Here is a 19,707-nt window from a genome sequence, read left to right as displayed (position 1 = left end):
AAATTGGCTACATTGCCCTTGCAAAAGTACATTAATAAATGACACCTGAAGCCTATATTATCAGAGAAATTAAGCTTGAAGATAATCGCCAAATAGCTGCGGTAATTAGACAAGTTCTAATAGAAATGGGGGTTCCCAAAGTAGGTACGGCATATGAAGATACATCATTGGATGATATGTTTGAAGCCTATACTATCGATAGGGCAGCATATTTTGTTATCGTTCATAATGACACCATTATAGGAGGCTGTGGAATTGCACAGCTCGATGATTTTGGCAGCAATACCTGTGAATTACAGAAAATGTATTTCTTACCGGAAGCAAGAGGAAAGGGATTGGGAGCCAAAATGATTGCTATCTGCCTGACGAAAGCAAAAGATTTTGGTTTTGAGCAGTGTTACCTGGAGACCATGCCATATATGAAAGCCGCACAGAAATTATATAAAAAAAACGGCTTTGCTTTTATAGATGGCCCCATGGGAAATACAGGGCATTATTCTTGCAATGTCTGGATGATTAAACAGTTATGATTTTAAGAGATTACAGAAAAAAATTCTCCGAATCATTACGCCACATATATCCGTCAACGGAAATTGACACTTTTTTCTTTTTATTGACAGAAAATTATTTGGGATTACAACGAATTGACACAAGTCTCCGGCCTGATTTTCAAATAAATAACAAGCAACTAAATACATTAAATAATGCACTGAAAAGATTACAAAAAGAAAATCCTGTTCAGTATATTGTAGGCAAAACACATTTTTACGGATTCCCTTTTTTGGTCAACAGACAGGTATTGATTCCAAGGCCTGAAACTGAAGAATTGGTTGAATGGGTAATCCATGAGGTTGAAAGCGGAACGTCAGAAAGTCAGAAAGCAGAAAGTTGGAAAGTGGAAAGTGAAAAAAGAACAGGTAAGAATATGTCTGTTCTGGATATCGGAACCGGAAGCGGCTGTATTGCCATTACATTAAAAAAACACTTACCAAATGCTGCCGTTTCTGCCATTGATATTTCCAAAGAAGCCATTATCACCGCTACAAAAAATGCAAAATTAAACGATGTTTACATTCATTTTTTAGTATCGGATATTCTGACGACCCGGGAGCTTCCCGAAAAATACGATATTATGATTTCAAACCCTCCTTATGTGAGAATCTCGGAAATGGAAAAAATGAAAAATAATGTATTGCAAAATGAACCTCATCTCGCCTTATTTGTTGCCAATGATAATCCGCTCCTTTTTTATGATAAAATTGCGGATTTGGCAATATGTCATTTATCTGAAAGCGGAATTTTGTATTTTGAAATTAATCAATACTTAGGAAAAGAAATTATTGAATTACTAAAAGAAAAAGGTTTTTCAACCATAGTGCTGCGCAAAGATATATTTGGAAATGACAGGATGATAAAAGCTATTGTATGACTCCCACGTCTAAAAAGAAAAGGGTTTTTGCCGGAAAATAATGGTATTCGCCTATTTGAACTTACCGTAATAAAAATAGAATACTTATTTTTATACCATTAATTTTCAAGAAATAAGTTAGATAGTTTGAAAGTGGAAAGTTGTAAAGTGTAAAAGGAAAACACTGAGGAATAGCATTATTTTTTAAAAAAATCAAGATAAGTTCATTATATAAATACTAAAATCAACCTTTTGAAACTACAAAAATTTACTTTATTACTGGTCATTGTACTAACGTCTGCACTATCGCATGGTCAGCTAAAATCTACGTATAGCTTTAAAAAAGTTCAAAAAAAGAATCTTGTCAATGGAGCTGTAACCGGAGAAGAAAACATTGGGGATAATTGTACGCTAATTATCAGTAAACAAGAAGGTATTTATACATTTTCATATGAAAATTCAAATAATCTTCATTCGGAAATTCGTTTTAAAATTTCAAAAAAAAGACGTACAATAACCGCAACTATTATAGGTGATGATGATCCTCAAAAAATCAGTTATAATGTTACCAATTACTTAGACACTAAGGGTATCATTGAATTTGTTCCAAACGCTACTTATAAACATGCCTTCACGTATACTTTTCTAAATCATTCGAATTAGCTATTTTTTCCGTTTCTACTATCATACATAATGAACTCATGTAAATATAATTGTGTAAATGGAGACCATTATCAAAATACTTAAGTACCTGTTCGAATTGCGAATAGAAATCATAAACCTGCTGTTGCTTTTCATGATAGGGTTCTGCATCTGTAGCATATTAACATCTAAAAAGCTCAGGGTTTTTATTGGATTTTTATGGAGTGTATTTCTCTCGTTACAGCTGATTTCACTGTATTTTGTAAACACTTTTATAGGCTATCAGTTTTATGTACATTTTAATGTAAGAGATATTACTGCAATGCTGGGAGTCTACAACCTGCAAATTATTGTTTTGTCCTTTATTTTTTTCACCATTTTTTTTCTTTTTTATGATTCAAAAAAACTTATTCGATTCTTTATTCGAAAAACGCTTAGGTTCAAAAAAATACACGCAGCCGTCAGTTTTAAATTCATTTTTATTTTTATATCCGTTCTTTCTTTGTATTTTATGAGTAGTAAAGGAGGAATTATTCATACCAGCGCAGAACTCATTTCCATGCTTACCGTGAAAGAACAAGAAATACATACCACACTAAATAAACTCGGAATTACCGCATATACCTTTCCTAAAGATTTGGAAGTAAAAAAAGGTAAAAATATCATTGTACTTTCATTAGAGTCATTAGAGAGAGGTTATTTGGAAGGAAGCTTGTCACATCTTACTCCAAACCTTAATGCATTAAAGAAAAAATGGAATTATTATCCTATGGAACAAAACTCGGGAAGCGGATGGACCAGTGGTTCCTTATATACATACCTGACAGGATTTCCTGCCCATTTCGGCATTCACGGAAATGATATATTCCAAAAGGCATATCATTCGAATATTACGGGAATCAGTCATATTTTTCAAAAAGCAGGATATAAAATGACTTATATATCTTCTTCTGATGCCGAATTTTCAGGGACACAGGAATTGCTACATACGTTTCAAATCAAGCGAGTGATAGATCAATCTTTCCTGGGGGAAAAATTCAGAGATAAAGATTTGTTTGAAGAAGCTAAAAAACAAATCCGACATCACACTTCTATTAACGAACCATATGTACTTTTTTTAGCTACCGTAGATACCCATTTTCCAAATGGAATTTATGATGAGCGTATGGAAAAATACATTTCTCCAAAAGCAACAGATTTGCAATTTATGGTGGCTTCGTTAGATTATATGATTGAAGATTTTATTAACTACCTGGAACAAGAAAACCTGCTGTCTGACACTGTAATCTATATTTTTCCGGATCATCTGAAAATGGGCAGCCCTGTTATTTTTGACGATCACAGCAAAAGAGGGCTTTATATACTTACTAATGCAGATGGCAAAAGCCTTACAAAAACGGACAATCTTTACCAAATGGATTTACCGAATATTATTTTGGACGGAGCAAACATATCACACAATGCCAGCTTTTTAGCAGACTATATCTCAGGGAATAAATCCCTGTTCATAAAAGATCACATTCAAGAATTAACTGCATTAAACATTGCCGGAATAAAACGATTTCACGCTTCTCAATTCACCCCGTTAAAAATCAGTAAAAACTATGAGTACTATAAAAAAGATACCACAAGATATATAGCACATGCCGGAGGGAAAATTGGAAATTACACCTATACAAACGCTTTGGAAGCTTTAAACAGTAGTTATCAAAACGGCTTGCGCCTTTTTGAATTGGATATCATTAAAACAAAAGATCAAAAATTTGTAGCTGCTCACGATTGGGATCATTGGGCAGAAATCACAAACTATAAAGGCAGTCTTCCTGTTACGGAAAGTGAATTTTTAAAACATCCTCTCAGGGGGAAATACACCCCGATGAATATGGAGCGTATCAATAAATGGTTTTTAGAACACCCCGACGCTATTTTGGTAACTGATAAAATAAATACGCCCAAAGAATTTTCCGAACAATTTACGGATAAAAAAAGATTAATGATGGAGCTTTTTAGTTGGGAGGCCGTTAAGGAAGGTATAGCCGCAGGCATAAAACCTGTTGTGTCACAAAGTGTGTTAGAAAATTTAGGAAGTGGTGCAGTTGAAAAACTCAAAAAAAATAATATCCGTCATATAGCGGTTTCACGGACTTTTATTGCCGGAAATATGGATGTATTAAAAAGATTGAAAGCCCATAACATCAAAGTATATGCATATCATTTGAATTTCAGCCCCGGAAAAGATGAAAAATACGTCACAAAATATGAAATGGATGCCATCTATGGAGTTTATGCAGATACCTGGTCTTTTAACGAACCTTAAAAAAGCCTTTTCAAACCCTGCAAATCTTTTACATTTGTAATATGCGAATTGATATCATTACCGTAGCACTGGCATTACTGGAAAGTCCTTTTAATCATTCCATCATCCAACGAGCAAAAGATAAAGGGTTGGCAGAAATCCATATTCATAATTTAAGAGATTATGGGCTGGGAAATTACAAACAAATTGACGATACTCAATTTGGAGGTGGTGCCGGCATGGTTTTGATGATAGAACCCGTTTCAAAATGTATGGATGCCTTACTGGCAAAGCGAAATTATGATGAGATCATCTATATGACTCCGGACGCAAAAACATTAGATCAACTCACTTCAAATACCCTTTCCTTAAAAGAAAACATCTTAATTCTTACAGGACATTATAAAGGAGTTGACCAACGTATTCGAGACAGTTATATTACCAAAGAAATCTCTATTGGCGACTATGTGCTGACAGGTGGCGAATTGGCTGCTGCGGTTTTGGTTGACAGTGTGGTACGGCTGATTCCGGGAGTCATCAATGACGAAACCTCTGCGCTTACAGATTCTTTTCAAGACAGTTTATTGTCGCCCCCCGTATATACAAGACCTGCAGATTATAAGGGTATGAAAGTTCCTAAAATCTTATTGTCGGGAAATTTCCCTAAAATTGAAGAATGGCGCTCAAACAAAGCACATGAACGAACACAACAAATAAGACCGGATCTGCTAGATGAATAAATTTTTGATGCTTATAAAAAAACATCCTGCGTTGAGTTGGGTTTTAGGATTTCAACTGTTTCGTTTTTTCCTTTTACCGTTTATGGGTTTAATGCCGCAAGATGCCTACTATTATATGTATGGTCAAAATTTATCACTCTCTTACTTTGACCATCCGGGCATGATCGGCTATCTATTAAGGATCTTTACCAATATTTTTGGTCCATCTGTTTTTACTATAAAATTTGCCGACTTTTCGATAACTTCATTGACTATCTTCTGCTTTTACAAATTAGCATCCTTTTTCCTATCGCAGCAGAAACTATGGCGAAGCACGGTATTATTGGTTTCTACTATTTTTATCTCAATACTCTCTTTCAATTCAACGCCCGACGTACCGCTACTTCTGTTCTGGACATTAAGCATCCTTTGCTTGTACAAAGCCGTTTTTGACCGTAAAAAGTGGTTTTGGGTTCTAGGTGGAATCGTCATGGGACTGGCTTTTGATAGTAAATACACAGCTCTGCTACTACCGTTTGGCCTATTAGTTTTTCTTATTTTTTCCAACTCATACAGAAAGCTTTTATTATCACCCTGGTTATATATTTGCTTAATCATTTCTGCTATCATGACATTTCCTGTTTGGTGGTGGAACTATCAGAACGAGTTTGTATCTTTTGCTTTTCAATCTTCAGTCAGAACTGACTCTATCAGCAGGTTCCGGATAAAACCAAAATTATTTTTTGGAGCTGTCGGACACCAGTTATTTTTATTGCTCCCTGTTCTATTTAGTGTGTTCATTATTTTTTCATATAAACATGTAAAAAAAGCGATTACAAAGTTTAAACTACCCTCTCAAAAAACCCTTTTTCTACTGGCGTTTTTTATTCCTACATTTTTCGGATTCTTTTTAATCACGCCAATTTACTGGGTAAAACTAAACTGGATGATGCCCTCCTATATTACAGGAATCATTATTGCCGGAATGTATATCAGTAAAAAGTTAATAAAGGCTCAAATGATCATTTCCATTATTTTTCATCTCGCTTTGGCAGGTCAGGTGATTTTCTTTTTTGTTCCCATAAAAAGCGATGATACCTGGGTAGGGTGGAGAGAACTTTCCGTTGAAATAAAAAAATTACAAAATAAGTATCACCAACCGTTCTTATTTTCTATGGATGGTTATAAAACATCCGCCGTACTGCGATTTTATTTAAATCAAAAAGTATACGCTCAGAATATTGCTGGTATCGAAGCGTTGCATTTTGATTATATGGACGATGATTTAAAGGTTTTGGAAGGCAAAAATGCACTCTTTATCGACTCTGATAAACGATTTAAAAACAAACTTCAAAATGGTACAATAAATCCTGATATTAGAAAGCATTTTGCATCAATCCAAGAGTTGACACCTATTATTGTTAATGAAGGAACTGCAAAAGCCAGAAAATTCTGGGTTTTTTATTGTACTAATTATCAACCGGAAAAATAATTTTATATACTAAAATTAATTCCTAAATTTGCACTCACAAAATTAACCGATGACGATAACCGTGAATGTTAGTTTTACTTAAACCATAAATTCAAAAAAATGGAATCTTTAGTAACGTTTGTTCAAGAAGAATTTGTAACAAAAAAGGATTTACCGGAATTTTCCTCCGGAGATACCATTACGGTATACTATGAAATTAAAGAAGGAAACAAGACACGTACCCAGTATTTTAAAGGAGTAGTCATTCAGAAAAGAGGTAGCGGTTCGTCAGAAACATTTACTATCAGAAAAATGTCCGGTACTATAGGAGTCGAGAGAATCTTTCCCGTAAATCTACCTGCTATTCAGAAAATAGAAGTGAACAAAAAAGGCCGGGTACGCAGAGCACGTATATACTACTTTAGAGAGCTAACAGGTAAAAAAGCCAGAATTAAAGAAAAAAGGAGCTAGGGTTTACTTAGTAACCGGGTAGTAAAAATTAGTATTTATTAAAAAAAATAATGAAAATGGAAAATTACAAAGCCGACTTAAATAAAAGATGGGATTATGAAAATGTATTCTACTTGACTTGTGAAACGGGTAGGTTAGGTAAGTTTTTAAATCATCTGGAGATCTATAAAAAAATAATTGACCTTCCCGGAGATGTGTTGGAGTTTGGCGTGTATAAAGGAAGCTCTATTGTTAGATTAATTTCATTCAGAGATTTATTAGAACATAGTAGTTCCAGAAAAGTTGTAGGCTTTGATGCTTTTGGAAAATTTCCTCAAGATTTATCTCTTAAAAATGATAAGGATTTTGTTGAATCTTTTGAGAATACAGGCGGGTTTGGTATTAGTAAACAAGAATTAGAATTTCATTTTGAAAATAAAAAAACCAAGAATTATGAACTTGTAGAGGGAGACATTAAAGATTCATTACCAACCTACATAAAAAATAATTCATCATTAAAAATTGCATTACTTCATATTGATGTAGATGTATATGAACCAACTAAAATAATATTAGAAAATCTTTGGGATAAAATTGTCCCGGGAGGGGTTTTAATGATCGATGATTATGGAACTGTTGAAGGTGAAACTAAGGCGGTAGATGAATATTTTCAAAATAAAAGCGTAGTATTAAATAAACCAAAATATTATCATATCCCCTCTTACATTATAAAGAAATAAACGAACATCAACAAAAAATAAGCCTCATTAAACAGGGGGTTATTCAAATCGTTGTTGTACTCTCTCTCAACAATTAAAACATAGAGGTCGCTTCTATGAAGTTAAAAATAGTAATTAGTCACAAAATAGTAATATATTCCGTATTGAAATTGATTTGGCTTCAAATTTCTTCCTTCTCGAAAATTTTAAATCCTCAAAATCAACAGGTTATTCCAGTTGAAAATGTTCTTCGGGCGTCGAACTTTTTCGCCAAATCAATTTTGCAAAGATCTCAAATAGTTAATTAAATTAATTATGTAACTTAGAATTTCTTTATCTAAAAGGAAATGAAAAAAATAGGAATCCTCTTGTTATTTATAACAAATACACCGCTACTTATAGCACAAAATAATTTTGGAATTTTATTTCCAACACCTACACAACGAATACAAAAATGCAGTTATTTTACCCGGGTTTTTAAGCAAAAACCCAAAGAAGTCCGCTTTGGGATTAAAGTGGTAGACAATCGGTTGTATTTTGAAGTGAATGATAAAAAGTGGTTCGATCAGTTGTTTAAAAAATCCGGAGACGGAATGGCTATTGATGTGGTATCAAAGCAAAGATATGATTGTGGTATTGAGACGGTTCCAAAACAACAAATAAAAGGAAAACTGTTAAAACCCGTATATGCAAAAAAATTGCGAAAAGGATTAAGACCGACAAAAGGTAAATCATACAGGGTCAGGGTAGGAACATTACCTGCAAATACTAATGTAAAAGAAACAGAGTTTAATATTTTATTCTTAAATAACAAAACACTCTGTCAATACTATTGGGTATATGATTTTGAATCATACCCTCTGGATTTATTAGATATGGGAATGTATTTGGATTCTCTTACCTATGATGTTAAAAAAGTAGCGAGCATACAGGACAAATTTGTAATGAAATACAAAACTCTGACGTTTACCATTTCTTTTGAAAAAGATAAATCCGAGTATGCCCCGGAAGATATAAGACCTTTATATGATTCACTACGACTTACGGATTTTAATATTAAGAAAGTAAAAATCAGGGCTTATTCATCTGTAGAGGGAACTTTGAAAAGGAATATAGAACTACAGGAGCAAAGAGCAGAAAGCATTGTAAAAGCATTACAATCTTTTCAAAAACCTGTCATTATAAATGACATAGAATCATCGGAGAACTGGGTAGAATTTTTGAATGACATTTCCGGCACAAAATACGAAAACTTAAAAACACTTAGTAAAAAGCAAGTTCGAAAAAAAATAGTAGGAAAACTCTCCGATGCATTGGAGTTGTATTTGAAAAACCACAGAAAAGCTGTTGTTACTCTGGAATTAGATAAAAAAGACAAATACAAAGAAATGACTCCGTCGACACTGGTAACACTTTTCAACAATGCGATAACAGATGATAAAATAGAAGAAGCACTGGCAATACAGAATTCGATTTTTGAAAAAATAAAAGGCAAAGAAACATCTCCGGATGTTTTAACTAAAATGGCAGTTCCCAAACAGTTAAAATACATTTCTGTTTTAAATAAGAATAGCATTTTTAAGTTTAAAATGAATCCTCGTCAGGTGCTCATCGTAACGAATGAGCTATTGCAATTAGAGAAACTCGCACCAAAAGACAAAAAGATAAAATATAATCTTGCCGTATTAAAGTTCAGGCTGTGGAGATACCATCATAAATCGACTAGTGAACAGGAAATAGAAACGTATATTGGAAATCTCAAAAATTATGATATTGCGCAACCTTTAATAGACCGGATGCTTGTTAATTTTCATATTATAAAAGCCGGAAAATGGATGCAAAAAAGAAACTATGCAAAGAAAGATATTTCCATAAAATACATACGGAATAATTACCGCAAGTTTCCGCTTACAAATTATGATTACTTAAGTTTAGCGCAATTTTTCTCGTATTATGGAAATGTAGATGCTGCCATAGTGCTATTAGACGAAAAAGCAAGAGAAGCATTACAATTGATGAGAACTTATTATTCTACTATTTAAACCTAACACTGATCAACAAAAAATTAATACAGTCCCCTGATTATAGAACCGTCATGTTAAATTCAATTAATAGTAACCGGCAACGGTTCTGCAAACTCTTTAATTCCATTTTTGACGGTGGTGTAACTTTCCAGTTGCTGGAAAACGAATACTTAAGAAAAACTTATTGTGAGAACTGTGATAAAGAGTAATGAATCTTTGTGTTTATAAAATGGCTTCTGAAAATGTGCTATAACTTCCGGATTATTTCAATACCTTAATAGAAGATACCTTTATCAAACAAAATAGGAATAGTTTCTATAAGGATTTCCTTGATGCATATTTTATTTTTGCCTTAGCATTATTTTGAATTATAGCCAACTAAAAGAGGGTTTTTGAGTAAACTTTTATAAAAAAATCAAATTCATTTGAAAAACTTGTATCTTTAAGATTCAAAATATACCACTCATAAAAAAGCGACCAAATAGCCGCTTATAAATGTTTTCACAACGGAATCATCCGTTATTGTGAAATCTTACAGAAATGTAGCTCAAAATTAAGAAAAATAATTGAAACCCGGTTATGGTTTAATTTTTTAAATATAAATTAAATGAAAAAAACTCTCGGACTAGACTTAGGAACTGCTTCAATTGGATGGGCTTTTATCCATGAGGCTGAAAATGATCAGGAAACGTCAAAAATTATAAAAACAGGTGTACGCATTGTCCCTTTGACAAAGGAAGAAAAAGATGAGTTTTCCAAAGGAAATGCTTTGTCAACAAATCTGTCCAGAACCCAAAAAAGGGGAGCAAGACGTAACAATCAACGTTTTAAGCAAAGAAGAGACAAATTAATAAGTATCTTAAAAGATATTGGTTTCATTAAAAATACGAATGATTTGCTAAGTACCAATTCTTTGGATTTATATCAAAATAGAGCAATGGCTGCCACATCTAAGATTGAAAAGAAGGAGTTGGCAAAAGTTCTGTTTCTTTTAAATGGTAAAAGAGGTTTCAAAAGTAATAGAAAAGCGAACAGTGAAGCTACCGATTCAAACTATTTAGCCGGAATAACCGAAAGAGATCAAGAACTATCGGATAGAGGTATTACCGTAGGACAGAAATTATATGAACTTTTACGGATAAACCCGTTAGCACGTTTGAGGGGGAGGATTTACTCAAGAAGCAGCTATTTGAATGAATTTGAAACCATATGGAAAGAACAAGCCAAACATTATCCGGAACTTACCGAAAGTTTAAAAGAGATTATTAGAGATACTATTATTTTCTATCAACGGGATTTAAAATCTCAAAAAGGATTACTGTCAGAATGTGAGTTTGAAAAAAATCATAAAGTTATTCCGGTTTCATCACCGTTATTTCAGGAATTTCGTATCTGGCAGCGTTTGCATGATATCGATATCAAAGACAGGTCTTCTAATAAACATATACTTACTCATGAGCAAAAAAAAGTGCTGTTTGATAAGTTGCAGGAAGTCCCAAAAATGACAAGTACTCAAATCTTAAGAGCGTTAGGGCTTAACACAAAAGAATACAGTATAAATTTTGACAAGATAGACGGAAATACCACCAGATTTGAGCTTGTGAGTATTTTTAATCGTTTAGGTTACGACACCCTTGATGTTTTAGATCTCGATATTTATCAAAAAGGGAATGATTTTGATAAACAGCCGGTTATGCAATTATGGCACTTGATTTATTCGGCAAAAAGCAACGAAAATCTAATTAAAAATCTAAAACTGAAATTTGCTTTTAACGAAGAACAGGCCAGTGAAATTGTCAGTAAGATTAATTATACATTGCGCTACGGAAGCCTGTCATCGAGAGCCATTAGAAAAATTCTGCCACATATGGAGAGAGGGTTGAATTATTCGGATGCTTGTAAGGAGGCCGGATACAATCATTCAAAGGCATTAACAAAAGAAGAAAACGAAAGCCGGATACTTTAGGACAGACTGGAACTACTCAAAAAAAATAGTTTACGGAATCCGGTAGTTGAAAAAATCCTAAATCAATTAATCAACCTTGTCAATAAAATTACGGAAGATCAGCATTTGGGAAGGCCTGATAAAATTCGTATAGAGCTGGCCAGAGGTCTCAGAATGAATGCCAAAAAACGAAAGGAGTCAACCAAAAAAATAGCTGATGCTACCAGGAAAAATGAAACAATAAGAAAACGACTAAAAGAAGAATATCACATTCCCCGCCCAGGCAGGAACGATATTATTAAATACAAACTGGCAGAAGAGACCAATTGGCAGTCCTTATATTCGGGTAAACAGATTAAATCTTCCGAATTATTTACGAATGCTTACGAAATTGAACACATTATTCCGAAATCCAGAATGTATGATGATTCTTTTATGAATAAAACATTATGTGAATCAAGGCTTAATAGGGAAAAATCCAATCAAACCGCTTATGATTATCTAAAGAGTAAAGGCGATGAAGCTTTCAACAAGTATGTGAGTAGTATCAAGGACAATAAAAAGATACCCAAACCCAAACAAGAGAAACTATTAATGGGAGCTGATAGAATACCTGATGATTTTATTAACAGACAACTAAGTGAAACTCATTATATTACAAAAAAAGCAAAAGATCTGCTGTTGTCCACATGCAGGAATGTTACGGTAACCTCGGGAACTATTACAAATCTCTTAAAAGAGCAATGGGGTTTAAAATATGTATTGGAGGAACTAAACCTTGAAAAATATCGAAATATAGGCCAAACGGAACATCGGGATATTAAAACCAATGGAGGACAGTTTAAATCTGTGGAGCGGATTTTCCGTATCGATAAATCCGGAAACAAAATTTTTTGGAGTAAAAGAGATGATCATCGTCATCATGCTTTGGATGCTATTATCGTTGCTTTTACCAGGCCAAAATACATACGGCACCTCAATACGCTTAATGCTACTTTTGAAGAGCGTTATCAGGGAGGAAAAGATCTGTTAGCAATAGCTGCACAGTCTTTTGATCCGCCCCGGCAACACCTGCGACAGGATATTTTGAAGTCTTTGTCACAAACACTGATCTCTTTCAAACGGAAAAATAAAGTAGTTACCAGCAACAAAAACAGGACAAAAACAAAAATTAAATGGCAAGAAAATATACAAATCACTCTAACCCCCAGAGGGCAACTCCATAAAGAAACTGTCTATGGAAATATCAAAAGAATAAAAGAAACAGCAGTGAAGTTAAATAGCCGTTTTGATACGGAACAAACTCAGCTTATTGTCAATAGTAAAGTTAAGAATTTGGTTGAATTACATTTGGAAAAATTTGATAATGACCCCAAAAAAGCATTTTCGGCAAAATCGTTAAAAACAACCCCTGTAATTTACAAAGGAAATATCCTGGAAAAAGTGCAATGTTATGAAAACATATATGTAGTAAGAAAAGAGGTTGATGATCAGCTAAATATTGAAAATGTAATTGACAAGGGCATTAAGCGAATTTTAGAACAACGGCTTGATCAATTTGAAGGAAATAAGAAAAAAGCGTTCTCTAACCTGGAACAAAACCCGATCTATATGAATAAGGATCAAAATATTCAAATAAAGCGGATAAGAGTCAAATCCAGGTATTCTGATTTGATCGATATTGGAAGAGGATACGTCAACCAGGGTAAAAATCACCATATAGCATTATATGAAGATAAAGAGGGTAAAATTCACGGAGAGAAAATCACCTATTTGGAAGCTGTGGAAAGGGTAAAACAAAATCTTCCCATAGTAAAAAAACAGCATGAGTCAAAATGGAAATATCTATACCATCTTCAGATAAATGATTATTTTGTTTTTTTTGATGAAAAATTGACATCTGACACAGACTTACTGGATGAAAATAAATATTCTCTGATAGTCCCTAAGCTGTGGAAGGTACAATCCTTATCTATACTTGGAAGTGGTACGCCTTACCTTGAATTTACACATCAATATGCAACTGAGATTGATAAGAAAAATCCTGCAAACTATAAACGGATCACTACCTATGCAAATTTAATAGGCAAATGTCAGAAAGTGCAGGTAAACTCTTTGGGTAAAATTATAAAGATCGGTGAATATTAAAGGATGATAAAGCGAACTTTATTTTTTGGAAACCCAACCTATTTAAGTACCAAAAATCAACAGTTGGTTATATGCTACCCCGGGGAAGAAAAACCTGTTAAAACCATTCCTATAGAAGATATTGGAATAGTAGTCATTGAACACCCGCAAATTAACATTACAAACGGGCTTTTAAGTAAACTGATCAAAAACAAAGCAGCAGTTATCAGTTGCGATGAGTTCCACTTACCTGTTAGTTTGCAGCAACCTCTGGTTGGGCATAGTGAGCAAACGGAACGTATGAAGTATCAATTAAATGCCAGTTTGCCTTTAAAAAAGAATCTTTGGCAACAAACCATTAGTGCAAAAATTTTAAATCAGGCTAATTTCCTTGTTAAGAAACACATTCCGGCCAGGAAATTATTTAAATGGGTAACTGAAGTTAAAAGCGGAGACATTGAGAATCATGAAAGTAGAGCTGCCGTGTATTATTGGAAGCATATTTTTGGAATAGACGGGTTTATCAGATATGCACAAGGCGAACCTCCAAACAATTTGCTCAATTACGGTTATGCCATTTTAAGAGCCATTACAGCCAGAGCTTTGACCGGATCGGGAATGTTACCTGCAATTGGCATATTTCATCGTAATAAATATAATGCGTTTTGTCTGGCTGATGATATTATGGAGCCTTACCGCATTTATGTGGATGTATTGGTTGACAATATTTTACAATCCGGAAATCCTTATCATGAATTGGATACATCGTTAAAAACGCAATTATTGAAATTGCCCGTTACGGATGTTGTAATTGATGGGAAGAAAAGTCTCCTGATGGTCGCTATGAGCAGAACTACCAATTCTTTATATGATTGCTTTACAGGTGTAAGCAGGAAATTGTTATATCCGATATTTGAATAAATAAAATATGGGAACGAATTATTTTTCACGATTAAACCAATATAGAAGTATGTGGGTTTTGGTATTCTTTGACCTTCCGACGGAAACAAAAAAAGACAGAAAAGCGGCCGGGAATTTTCGAAAGAAGCTCCTGACTGACGGATTTACAATGTTTCAGTTTTCAATTTATATGCGCTTTTGCGCCAGTAGAGAAAATGCCGAAGTACATACCAAGCGAGTAAAACGAAGTTTACCGGAATATGGGAAAGTAGGAATACTACAAATTACGGATAAGCAATTTGGAATGATACAACTCTTTTACGGAAAAAAACCTACAGCATTAGAAAAACCTGCTCAACAATTAGAATTATTCTAAACCCGCTATTGTTTTTTTATTTAATTTTAAAAATAACATCCAGTATATCAGAGAATTAACCTCTGATAAACTGTGAATGCTATGTAAAAATACAATTCTGCAAGCAATTCACAACTTTGATGGCTCAAAACATCACCACCTAAATACTGTGAATGCTATGTAAAAATACAATTCTGCAAGCAATTCACAACAATCCTGTTTTTGCTAAATCACCGAGTTTTACTGTGAATGCTATGTAAAAATACAATTCTGCAAGCAATTCACAACATTGTCGCGATGATATTGTCAATAACACTCACTGTGAATGCTATGTAAAAATACAATTCTGCAAGCAATTCACAACTAACTCCCATCATACATCAAGTAGATGTTTACTGTGAATGCTATGTAAAAATACAATTCTGCAAGCAATTCACAACGCATATACTTTTATAAATTATATATAATGGACTGTGAATGCTATGTAAAAATACAATTCTGCAAGCAATTCACAACAAGTTGTTTCTGAGATTGAATTAGATCCTAACTGTGAATGCTATGTAAAAATACAATTCTGCAAGCAATTCACAACCGTTAATTCCAGTAGTATTTTCTGCCAATAACTGTGAATGCTATGTAAAAATACAATTCTGCAAGCAATTCACAACTTTAAGTAGGATTTTGTGTATTCCATAGTACTGTGAATGCTATGTAAAAATACAATTCTGCAAGCAATTCACAACTTATACCCGTAATTGGTTTTTAAATCTTCAACTGTGAATGCTATGTAAAAATACAATTCTGCAAGCAATTCACAACTCTCCAAATCTGATTTAGTTAAGGAACTTGACTGTGAATGCTATGTAAAAATACAATTCTGCAAGCAATTCACAACAGGACAAATGAAAATGCTAAAAGAAGCAGGACTGTGAATGCTATGTAAAAATACAATTCTGCAAGCAATTCACAACGCATTAGCCGGACTTATTTATTTTGTAATTACTGTGAATGCTATGTAAAAATACAATTCTGCAAGCAATTCACAACCTCCTGTCTTGAAGAGAGGTTTTTAAAGAACGATATATAACCTTTTACAACCGCAACAACTCTTCAATAAAATCGCGTTTGTTAGATAATCTCGGCACTTTGTGTTGTCCTCCTAATTTTCCTTTCTGTTCTAACCAGGAGTAAAACAACCCCGTTTTTGCTTGATGAATTACAGGCATTGCCAATGTCATGTTTTGATAACGTTTTGCTTTATAGTCAGAGTTAACAGCCTGTAAAGCATTGTCTAACGCTTCGGTAAAATAAGCCATGTTTTCCGGCGTTTCATTAAATTCAATCAGCCATTCATGCCCCCCTTCCCGATCATCTTTCATAAAAACAGGAGCCACCGTATAATCCGTAATGGAAGCATTGGTCTTTTTACAAGCCTGTTTTAATGCTTCTTCGGCATTTTCAATAATCAGCTCTTCCCCAAAAACATTGATGAAATGCTTGGTACGCCCCGTTATTTTTATACGATGCGGGCGTAAGGAAGTAAATTTTACGGTATCTCCAACTAAGTAGCGCCAAAGCCCGCTATTGGTAGTAATCACCACTGCATAATTGATATTCTCTTTTACTTCTGATAATGGAATCGCATCTGAGTTTTCACCGTCATAGGCACTCATGGGAATAAACTCATAAAAAATACCGTAATCTAACATCAACAGTAACTCGTCAGAGGTATTTCTGTCCTGAATAGCAAAGAACCCTTCGGAAGCATTGTAAATTTCATAATACCTAAAATCTTTTTTCGGAATCAATTTATAATACTGCTCTCTATAGGGGCTAAAGTTTACACCTCCGTGAAAATATACTTCCAGATTTGGCCAAACTTCCAAAATATTATTTTTCCCCGTTTTTTTCAATACCCTGTTTAGCAAAACCAGCATCCAGGAAGGAACCCCTACCAAGCTTGTAATATTCTCATGTATCGTTTCATTCACAATGGCTTCCATTTTAGCTTCCCACTCACTCATCAATGCTGTTTCCTGACTTGGTGCCGAACTAAAGTCGGCCCAAAAAGGCATATTCTCTATAATAATGGCTGATAAATCTCCAAAATAAGAATTGTTATCCTTATAAATTGCAGAACTGCCACCTAACCGCAGTCCTTTTCCGGTAAAAAGTTTTGCATCTTCATTGCTGTTAATATACAAACACAACATATCTTTCCCTGCTTTCAAATGACAATATTCAATGGCTTCATCGCTTACGGGAATAAATTTACTTTTTGCATTAGTGGTTCCGCTGGACTTTGCAAACCACTTAATAGGCGTTGGCCAAAAAAGATGCTGCTCACCTTTTCTACAACGTTCAATCAGAGGTTCTATACTTTCATATTGCTGAACAGGTACGCTACCGGCAAAATCGACATAGCCTTTCATTGAAGCATAATCATATTGTTTACCAAATTCCGTATTTTTTGCCCGATCTATTAAACCCGACAACAATTCTTGTTGTACATCATTAGGGGATTTAATAAATAATTCTATTTGATGCTTTCTTTTTTTAAGAAACCAGGAAATGATAGAATTTACAAAAGGAACTGGCATTTTTTATTTAGTTACTATAATTTTATGCTAAGTTTGTTATAGCATTTTACGAAGCTAAAAATAGTAAAATCTTTTATATGGAATATCAGGGAGTATTAAAAAAAATGGCAGCGGAAAATGGTGCTGAGATTCAATATTATTTAGATATGAAAACTGATTTTTTAAACATGAATCAGTTACTGGGCAGCCATATAAAAATGCGTTTTATTACGTACGAATGTTTACATTGCCATCTGGAAAGAGAGATATACAGACAAGGGTTTTGTAAAACTTGTTTTTTTGAAACTCCTGATGCGGGAGATTGGATTATGAAACCCGAATTAAGTACCGCGCATTTGGATATAGAGGATAGAGATCTGGCATATGAAAAATCAGTGCAACTACAGCCTCATGTTGTATATTTAGCTAATTCCAGTAATGTAAAAGTAGGGGTAACAAGAAAAACACAAATCCCCACAAGATGGATAGACCAAGGAGCACACGAAGCTATGGAAATTGTAGAAGCTCCAAACAGGTATTTGGCCGGTATCACAGAGGTAGCTTTAAAAGAACATGTCGCGGATAAAACAAATTGGAGAAAAATGTTACGAAATGATACGAAAGATGTTAACTTAGCAGATTGGCAACAAAAATTACGACCTTTTATCCCCGAAGAGGCTCAAGAGTACATTATTGAAAATAATACGGAAATCGAACTTCATTTTCCGGTACATCAATATCCGGAAAAACCTAAAAGTTTAAATTTGGTTAAAGAGCAAACATATACGGGAAAATTAGTTGGGATGAAAGGACAGTACTTGATTTTTGAAGACCAAACGGTTTTTAATATAAGAGCTAATGAAGGGCTTGTGATTAATTTGAAAATGTAACAATGAATTAATGTAACAATGAACTGATGTAGCGATGAATTAATTTGAGAATTGTTTTGAAATGGTATCGCTTTTAACTTTATCACTTAAAGATGTCCGATTCTGATTTTTTAAAAGTTGCCTTGGCACAAATAGCTCCGGTTTGGCTACACAAAGAACAAACCATTCAAAAAATTGAAAACGCAATGAAAGAAGCAGTAAAAGAAAATGCGGAACTGATTGTTTTTGGAGAAGCTTTATTGCCCGGATATCCTTTTTGGATAGCATTGACAAACGGAGCGCAGTTTAACGCAACAGTGCAAAAAGAAGTGCACGCACATTATATACAAAATGCTGTTATTATTGGAAAAGGAGAGTTGGATTCTATTTGCCGGTTGGCAAAAGAAAACCGGCTCGTTGTTTATTTGGGAATTATAGAACGTGCAACTGATAGAGGCGGACATAGTATCTATGCTTCTCTAGTGTATATAGATCGGAACGGAACCATTCAATCCGTACATAGAAAATTACAACCCACTTATGAAGAAAGACTGACTTGGGCCTCCGGCGACGGAAATGGCCTACAGGTACACGCACTGAAAAATTTTACCGTAGGAGGATTGAATTGCTGGGAAAACTGGATGCCACTGCCCCGGGCGGCACTGTACGGTTTGGGGGAAAACGTACATATTGCCGTTTGGCCGGGAAGTGATCATAATACCAAAGACATTACGCGTTTTATTGCAAGAGAATCTCGTTCTTATGTTATTTCCGTGTCGGGTTTAATGTCGAAAAATGATGTACCTTCCAATACCCCGCATGCAGATAAGATTATAGAAAATGCCCCTGAAATTTTAGCAAACGGAGGTTCGTGTATTGCAGGGCCCGATGGTGAATGGATTCTGGAACCGGTTGTCGGAAAGGCAGGATTGCTCTATGAAACACTGGATTTTTCCAAAGTATTGCAAGAGTGTCAAAACTTTGACGTAGCCGGTCATTATTCAAGGCCGGATGTAACAAAGTTACAGGTAAACAGAGAACGTCAAAGTACGGTACAATTTGAGTAAATAAACAGTGGTTCTCACAGGGGAAAATACCAAAAGTGCAAAGCAATCTTATTATTTGACAGTACTTCTATCTGTTTTTCTCATTTTTGATTGTAAGCAGGAAACATTGACAGGCAATGAAGGGGTAAATACCACA

15 protein-coding genes, 1 pseudogene and 1 CRISPR repeat array are annotated in these 19,707 nt (G+C 34.3%); of the genes and pseudogenes, 15 read left to right on the top strand and 1 reads right to left on the bottom strand.

From position 1 onward, the window contains the following. The first annotated feature begins 38 nt into the window (after positions 1–38). The 13 genes and pseudogenes from GKR88_05920 to cas2 all read left to right on the top strand — a co-directional run bounded on the left by GKR88_05920 (position 39) and on the right by cas2 (position 15,077). Complete coding sequence (locus tag GKR88_05920; GenBank protein ID QMU63874.1) at positions 39–530, top strand: GNAT family N-acetyltransferase; 492 nt, start codon at positions 39–41, stop codon at positions 528–530. Next, positions 527–1,429 carry a peptide chain release factor N(5)-glutamine methyltransferase gene (gene prmC, locus GKR88_05915; protein ID QMU63873.1) on the top strand — a complete coding sequence of 301 codons (903 nt, stop codon included), beginning with the start codon at positions 527–529 and terminating at the stop codon, positions 1,427–1,429. Before GKR88_05920 ends, prmC begins: the two co-directional genes overlap by 4 nt. Positions 1,430–1,660: 231 nt before the next feature. Further along, positions 1,661–2,071: a hypothetical protein gene (locus GKR88_05910; protein QMU63872.1), complete on the top strand. Its 411-nt coding sequence runs from the start codon at positions 1,661–1,663 to the stop codon at positions 2,069–2,071. 58 nt (positions 2,072–2,129) lie between these two features. After that, complete coding sequence (locus tag GKR88_05905; protein ID QMU63871.1) at positions 2,130–4,367, top strand: sulfatase-like hydrolase/transferase; 2,238 nt, start codon at positions 2,130–2,132, stop codon at positions 4,365–4,367. A 41-nt stretch (positions 4,368–4,408) separates the two neighbouring features. After that, the gene (gene trmD / locus GKR88_05900) at positions 4,409–5,086 is read left to right on the top strand and encodes a tRNA (guanosine(37)-N1)-methyltransferase TrmD (protein ID QMU63870.1); all 678 of its coding nucleotides are present in this window, start codon (positions 4,409–4,411) and stop codon (positions 5,084–5,086) included. Continuing rightward, a complete protein-coding gene (locus GKR88_05895) occupies positions 5,079–6,557 on the top strand; it encodes a hypothetical protein (GenBank protein QMU63869.1) in 1,479 nt (492 codons plus the stop codon). Before trmD ends, GKR88_05895 begins: the two co-directional genes overlap by 8 nt. A gap of 99 nt (positions 6,558–6,656) precedes the next feature. Continuing rightward, a complete protein-coding gene (gene rplS, locus GKR88_05890; GenBank protein ID QMU63868.1) occupies positions 6,657–7,007 on the top strand; it encodes a 50S ribosomal protein L19 in 351 nt (116 codons plus the stop codon). Between the two features lie 56 nt (positions 7,008–7,063). Continuing rightward, positions 7,064–7,726, top strand: coding sequence for a dTDP-6-deoxy-L-hexose 3-O-methyltransferase (locus GKR88_05885; GenBank protein QMU63867.1), 663 nt, complete (start codon positions 7,064–7,066; stop codon positions 7,724–7,726). Positions 7,727–8,052: 326 nt separating this feature from the next. Further along, positions 8,053–9,938: pseudogene (locus GKR88_05880) on the top strand (hypothetical protein). Between the two features lie 398 nt (positions 9,939–10,336). Beyond that, entirely contained in the window at positions 10,337–11,695 is a 1,359-nt protein-coding gene (locus tag GKR88_05875) for a hypothetical protein (GenBank protein ID QMU63866.1), read from the top strand. Positions 11,696–11,800: 105 nt separating this feature from the next. Beyond that, positions 11,801–13,822, top strand: a complete 2,022-nt coding sequence (locus GKR88_05870; protein QMU63865.1) for a hypothetical protein — start codon at positions 11,801–11,803, stop codon at positions 13,820–13,822. A gap of 3 nt (positions 13,823–13,825) precedes the next feature. Continuing rightward, the gene (gene cas1, locus GKR88_05865) at positions 13,826–14,722 is read left to right on the top strand and encodes a type II CRISPR-associated endonuclease Cas1 (GenBank protein ID QMU63864.1); all 897 of its coding nucleotides are present in this window, start codon (positions 13,826–13,828) and stop codon (positions 14,720–14,722) included. 7 nt (positions 14,723–14,729) lie between these two features. After that, complete coding sequence (cas2, locus tag GKR88_05860; GenBank protein ID QMU63863.1) at positions 14,730–15,077, top strand: CRISPR-associated endonuclease Cas2; 348 nt, start codon at positions 14,730–14,732, stop codon at positions 15,075–15,077. Positions 15,078–15,146: 69 nt separating this feature from the next. Then, positions 15,147–16,103: direct repeats of the CRISPR family, unit length 46 nt; unit sequence ACTGTGAATGCTATGTAAAAATACAATTCTGCAAGCAATTCACAAC. A 44-nt stretch (positions 16,104–16,147) separates the two neighbouring features. Here the strand turns inward: cas2 and GKR88_05855 are convergent. After that, positions 16,148–17,656: a hypothetical protein gene (locus GKR88_05855; protein ID QMU63862.1), complete on the bottom strand. Its 1,509-nt coding sequence runs from the start codon at positions 17,654–17,656 to the stop codon at positions 16,148–16,150. A gap of 77 nt (positions 17,657–17,733) precedes the next feature. On the opposite strand from GKR88_05855, the gene GKR88_05850 reads away from it, so the two are divergent. Together GKR88_05850 and GKR88_05845 are read left to right on the top strand one after the other, a co-directional pair. Next, complete coding sequence (locus GKR88_05850; protein QMU63861.1) at positions 17,734–18,525, top strand: DUF2797 domain-containing protein; 792 nt, start codon at positions 17,734–17,736, stop codon at positions 18,523–18,525. A 92-nt stretch (positions 18,526–18,617) separates the two neighbouring features. Further along, complete coding sequence (locus tag GKR88_05845) at positions 18,618–19,571, top strand: carbon-nitrogen hydrolase family protein (protein QMU63860.1); 954 nt, start codon at positions 18,618–18,620, stop codon at positions 19,569–19,571. Positions 19,572–19,707 lie beyond the last annotated feature (136 nt).

Source organism: Flavobacteriaceae bacterium (genome assembly GCA_014075215.1).
In the GTDB taxonomy this organism is placed as follows: Bacteria; Bacteroidota; Bacteroidia; order Flavobacteriales; family Flavobacteriaceae; genus Polaribacter.
The sequence above is the reverse complement of the archived record's forward strand: the minus strand, read 5'-3'. Positions and strand labels throughout refer to the sequence as shown.

Bases quoted from the DNA above. Each gene is read 5' to 3' on its own strand.
- GKR88_05850 (QMU63861.1), top strand. From the start codon at position 17,734: ATGGAATATCAGGGAGTATTAAAAAAAATGGCAGCGGAAAATGGTGCT.
- GKR88_05885 (QMU63867.1), top strand. From the start codon at position 7,064: ATGGAAAATTACAAAGCCGACTTAAATAAAAGATGGGATTATGAAAAT.
- rplS (QMU63868.1), top strand. From the start codon at position 6,657: ATGGAATCTTTAGTAACGTTTGTTCAAGAAGAATTTGTAACAAAAAAG.
- GKR88_05905 (QMU63871.1), top strand. From the start codon at position 2,130: ATGGAGACCATTATCAAAATACTTAAGTACCTGTTCGAATTGCGAATA.
- GKR88_05845 (QMU63860.1), top strand. From the start codon at position 18,618: ATGTCCGATTCTGATTTTTTAAAAGTTGCCTTGGCACAAATAGCTCCG.
- cas2 (QMU63863.1), top strand. From the start codon at position 14,730: ATGGGAACGAATTATTTTTCACGATTAAACCAATATAGAAGTATGTGG.
- GKR88_05875 (QMU63866.1), top strand. From the start codon at position 10,337: ATGAAAAAAACTCTCGGACTAGACTTAGGAACTGCTTCAATTGGATGG.
- prmC (QMU63873.1), top strand. From the start codon at position 527: ATGATTTTAAGAGATTACAGAAAAAAATTCTCCGAATCATTACGCCAC.
- cas1 (QMU63864.1), top strand. From the start codon at position 13,826: ATGATAAAGCGAACTTTATTTTTTGGAAACCCAACCTATTTAAGTACC.
- GKR88_05895 (QMU63869.1), top strand. From the start codon at position 5,079: ATGAATAAATTTTTGATGCTTATAAAAAAACATCCTGCGTTGAGTTGG.
- GKR88_05920 (QMU63874.1), top strand. From the start codon at position 39: ATGACACCTGAAGCCTATATTATCAGAGAAATTAAGCTTGAAGATAAT.
- trmD (QMU63870.1), top strand. From the start codon at position 4,409: ATGCGAATTGATATCATTACCGTAGCACTGGCATTACTGGAAAGTCCT.
- GKR88_05855 (QMU63862.1), bottom strand. From the start codon at position 17,656: ATGCCAGTTCCTTTTGTAAATTCTATCATTTCCTGGTTTCTTAAAAAA.